The 4578-nt window shown below is 74.0% G+C and carries 5 protein-coding genes; 1 reads left to right on the top strand and 4 read right to left on the bottom strand.

Annotated elements, in window-relative coordinates:
- Positions 1–946 (bottom strand): histidinol-phosphate transaminase (locus tag KBX53_RS23290; RefSeq protein WP_210861641.1); only part of this gene is annotated, 946 nt, incomplete at its 3' end.
- A complete protein-coding gene (gene hisD, locus KBX53_RS23285) occupies positions 943–2265 on the bottom strand; it encodes a histidinol dehydrogenase (protein WP_210861640.1) in 1323 nt (440 codons plus the stop codon). The genes KBX53_RS23290 and hisD, both read right to left, overlap by 4 nt.
- A 106-nt stretch (positions 2266–2371) precedes the next feature.
- Here hisD and KBX53_RS23280 point away from each other — a divergent pair, with 106 nt between their 5' ends.
- Positions 2372–3076 (top strand): LON peptidase substrate-binding domain-containing protein, encoded by a 705-nt coding sequence (locus KBX53_RS23280; protein WP_210861638.1) that lies wholly within the window; start codon positions 2372–2374, stop codon positions 3074–3076.
- On the opposite strand, the gene KBX53_RS23275 is transcribed toward KBX53_RS23280, so the two are convergent.
- Together KBX53_RS23275 and KBX53_RS23270 are read right to left on the bottom strand one after the other, a co-directional pair.
- Entirely contained in the window at positions 2991–3821 is an 831-nt protein-coding gene (locus KBX53_RS23275) for a DUF2567 domain-containing protein (protein ID WP_210861636.1), read from the bottom strand. The genes KBX53_RS23280 and KBX53_RS23275 overlap by 86 nt on opposite strands.
- Before the next feature lie 56 nt (positions 3822–3877).
- Positions 3878–4578 (bottom strand): MinD/ParA family protein (locus KBX53_RS23270; RefSeq protein ID WP_369010010.1); only part of this gene is annotated, 701 nt, incomplete at its 5' end.

Below are 4578 nucleotides of genomic sequence, written 5' to 3'. Positions count from 1 at the left end.
CTACGGTCTGGTCGCCGCCCACCTCGAAGAGCACGAAGTTGGCGTCACTGTCGGCGACCCGCAACCCCCGCCCGCGCAGCGTCGCCACGATCCGGTCCCGCTGCGCCATGATCGCGCTCACCGTACCGAGAAGGGCGTCGCGGTGGGCCACCGCCGCGCGGGCGGCGGCCTGGGTGAGCGCGGAGAGATGGTACGGCAAACGGACGAGCTGCACCGCCTGCACCACCGCCGGGTCGGCGGCCAGGTAACCCAGCCGGCCGCCGGCGAAGCCGAACGCCTTGCTCATCGTCCGGGTGACCACCAGCCGCGGGTGCCCGGGCAGCACCGCGAGGGCGCTGACCGTCCCGGGCCGGGCGAACTCGGCGTACGCCTCGTCGACGACCACCATGCCGGGCGCGACGTCGAGCACCGCGGCGATCACCGCCGGGTCCAGTGCCGTGCCGGTGGGGTTGTTCGGCGAGCAGAGGAAGACCACGTCCGGCTGGTGCTCGCGGACCTGGGCGACCGCCTCCTCGGCGGTCAACCCGAAGTCGACGCCGCGCTCGGCGGGCACCCAGCGGGTGCTGGTGCCGAGGGCCAGCAGCGGGTGCATCGAGTACGCCGGAACGAAACCGAGCGCGCTGCGCCCCGGACCGCCGAACGCCTGCAACAACTGCTGCTGGATCTCATTGGAGCCGTTGGCCGCCCACACCTGCTCGACGGTGAGCCCGTGCCCGAGATATTCGGCCAGGTCGGCGCGGAGCGCCACCGCGTCCCGGTCCGGGTAGCGGTTCAGCTCGCGCAGCTCGGCCGCGACGGCCTTGCTGATCGCCTCGACCACCGGCTCCGGCACCGGGTGGGAGTTCTCGTTGGTGTTGAGCCGCACCGGCACGTCCAGTTGCGGCGCCCCGTACGGCGACAGCCCCCGCAGGTCGGCGCGGATCGGCAGGTCGTCCAGGCCGCTCACGCCGACCCTCCCGGGAAGCGGGCCTGGACCGCCTGGCCGTGCGCGGGCAGGTCCTCCACGTTGGCCAGGGTGACCACGTGCGGGGCCACGTCGCGCAGCGCGGCCTCGGTGTATTCGATCAGGTGCACGCCGCGCAGGAAGGACTGCACGGACAGTCCGGAGGAGTGCCGGGCACAACCGCCGGTGGGCAGCACGTGGTTGGAGCCGGCGCAGTAGTCGCCGAGTGACACCGGCGACCAGGCGCCCACGAAGATCGCCCCGGCGTTGCGGACCCGCAGCGCCCACGCCCGGGCGTCGACCGTCTGGATCTCCAGGTGCTCGGCCGCGTACGCGTCGACCACCCGCAGCCCGGCCTCCAGGTCGTCCACCAGGACCACGCCGCTCTGCTCACCGGTCAGCGCCGTGGTGACCCGCTCGGTGTGCTTGGTCGCCGGCACCTGCCGGGCCAGCTCCGCCTCGACCGCCTCGACCAACGCCACCGACGGGGTGACCAGCACGCTCGCGGCGAGCGGGTCGTGCTCGGCCTGACTGATCAGGTCGGCGGCCACGTGCGCCGGGTCGGCCGTGTCGTCGGCCAGGATGGCGATCTCGGTCGGACCGGCCTCGGCGTCGATGCCGACCACGCCGCGCAGCAGCCGCTTGGCGGCCGTCACCCAGATGTTGCCGGGCCCGGTGATCAGGTCGACGGGGTCGCAGCGCAGCTCACCCGCCGGGTCCACCGCCGCGCCGTACGCCAGCATCGCCACCGCCTGGGCCCCGCCCACGGCGTACACCTCGTCGACGCCGAGCAGCGCGCACGCGGCGAGCACCCGGGGGTCGGGCAGGCCGCCGTTGTCCTTCTGCGGCGGGCTGACCACCACCAGCGAGCGCACCCCGGCCGCCTGGGCGGGCACCACGTTCATCACCACCGTCGACGGGTACATCGCCAGGCCGCCGGGCACATAGAGGCCGACCCGGTCGACCGGCAGCCACCGCTCGGTGACCGTACCGCCGGGCACCACCTGGGTGGTGTGGTCGGTGCGCCGCTGGTCGGCGTGCACCCGACGGGCCCGGGCGATGGACTCCAGCAGCGCGGCCCGCACCGCCGGGTCGAGCACCCCCTCCGCCTCGGTGATCGCCTCGACCGGCACCCGCAGCACCTCCGGGGAGATGCCGTCGAACCGAACACTGGCCTCCCGGATCGCTGGGTACCCATGCTCACGGACGGCCTCCACCAGGGGCCGGATGCGCTCGACGGCGACGGACACGTCGAGCTGGGCGCGGGGCAGCAGACGGCGCGGGTCTCCGAGACCGTCGCGCAGGTCGATCCGATTCAGCACCCTTGCGAGTCTAGGCGGCCGACCGGAGGTCCACCCGAGCCGCCCGTCCGCCGGGACGGTGAGCCGGGCCACGCCCCGGTGGGCGAGATTGGTTAGGCTCGACCCTGTGACCGCACGGCTGCCGGTGTTCCCGCTCGCAACGGTGCTCTTTCCCGGGTTGGTGCTGCCGCTGCACATCTTCGAGGAGCGCTACCGGGCGCTGGTCCGACACCTGGTCGGCCTGCCCGAGGGCGCCCCGCGTGAGTTCGGCGTGGTGGCCATCCAGGCCGGCTGGGAGGTGGCGCCGGCCGGTCCCGGCGCCCGGGCGACGCCGGGCGTCGGCGAGGTCACCCTGCATGAGGTGGGCTGCACCGCCGAGCTGCGGCAGGTGACCGAGCTGGCCGACGGTGGTTTCGACATCGTCACTGTCGGCCGCCGCCGGTTCCGGATCGCCGAGGTCGACGACAGCACCGAGCCCTACCTCACCGCAGACGTGGAGTGGCTGCCCGACCCGGGTGGCCCGGACGAGTTGGCCGACCTGCTGGCCGCCCGGGTGATCGCGGTGTTCCGGCAGTACCTCGGCCTGATCCGCTCCGACCCGGAGGAGATCTCCGAGCAGTTGCCGGAGGACCCGACGGTGCTCTCGCACCTGGTGGCGGCGACGGCGGCGCTCACCGTCGACGACCGGCAACGGCTGCTGGCGATCGACGACACCGCCTCCCGGCTCCGCGCCGAGCTGCGGCTGCTCAACCGCGAGGCGGCTCTGCTGCGTCAGGTGCGGGCGGTTCCGGTGCCGCTGGCGGAGCTGGCGTCCCCGCCGACACCCAACTGAACTCTCCCGGCTCGGGCTCCGGGCGCAGCCCCGGCCACCGTGACCAGCCGGCCAGCAGGGTGTACATGACCGCGGCCCCGAACGCCGGCAGCAGCAGGTTGCCGTGCGGCACCGGCAGCACCCCGAGCAGCCAGTCCACCCCGCCGGCGCGCAGGTCGGCGGGCTTGTTGAAGGCCTGCCCGGCCGGGGCGGTCACCAGCAACCGGTCGAAGGTGGCCAGGCCGATCCGCCGTCCCACCTGCCAGGCCACCGGCGCGGCAACCAGAGTGCCGAGCACCGCGGCGACCAACCCGACCGGGCCCCGCCGCCGACGCAGCACGACCCACACGGCGAGCGCCACGAGCAGCCCGAAGGCGAGCCCGAGCAGGCTGAACCAGCCGTCGGCGGCGATCGGCTGCTCCGGTTGCGGCTCGGCGTAGATCGCCCCCTCGGCGGTCTTCAGCACCGGGGTGTCCGGCGCGAGCGCGGCCCAGAGCAACCCGAGCGGGACACCCAGCGCGGCCAGCGCGAGCACGGCGCCCACCACCGTCGCCACGGCCCGCAGCGGACGACGCGGTTCGTCGAACCGAAGTTCCAAGGAGCTCTGGTACGCCGCCGAGGTGGGCGGCTGACCTGGGTCGAACCCCGCCGGCGCCGCCCCGGGCGACGGGTCGGCCTGCGGCGGATCCGCTTCCGGCGTGCGGGGTGGCGCGGGTCGGTCGGGCTCGTCGACGGGCCGCTCACTGTCGGGGTTGTCCGGGCTCACCCGATGATCCTCTCAGGCCCGGTGCGGGACCGGGGCTCCGGTGGCGGCAGACCAGCTCACCGGGCGAACGGCTCCACCATCATCGCCGCGGCCCGCAGCCACGCCTGCCGGGTCTCCGGCTGGAGTTGGTGGTACTCGATCGACGACCCGGTCTCCAGAGCCGGGTCGTACGGCACGACGGCGACGCCACGGGTGCGGGTGGCGAAGTGCCGCTCCAGGTCGTCCTGGAGCGTCGAGCGACCCGGGGTGGGGCAGGAGATGAGGGTGATCGCGTTGTCCGCCAACTCACCCATGCCCTCCTCGTGCAGCAGGTCGAGCATCCAGTCCGCGCTGAACGCCGCGTCCTCCCGGGGCACCGTGGTCACCACCAGCTGGTCGGCGGCCTGCATCACCGTGCGCCAGTTGGGGCTCTCCACGTTGTTGCCGGTGTCCACGCAGACCACGTCGTGGGTACGCCGCAGCAACTCCAGCACCCGCCGGACGGTGAACTGGTCCAGTCGTTGGGCGAAGCGCGGACTCTCCTCGCCGGCCAGCACGTCGTACGAGCCGTCGGAGGCGTGCCGCAGATAGTCGTCCAGCCGGTCCAGCAGGGTCGCGCCCTCCAGGATCTCGATCTGGGCCAGGTCGCTGATCAGGTGCCGGATCGTCCGGGCGTGCCGGGCGCTGCCGGCGCGCAGGCCGAGGGTGCCGCGCAGTTCGTTGTCGTCCCAGGCCAGCACGCCCTGGCCGCGGACGCTGCCGACCGTCGCCGCGGCGA

Source organism: Micromonospora sp. M51 (genome assembly GCF_018070305.1).
GTDB classification, from domain to species: domain Bacteria; phylum Actinomycetota; class Actinomycetes; order Mycobacteriales; family Micromonosporaceae; genus Micromonospora; species Micromonospora parva.
Note: the sequence above shows the minus strand (reverse complement) of the source record. Positions and strands in the feature narration are given on the sequence as shown.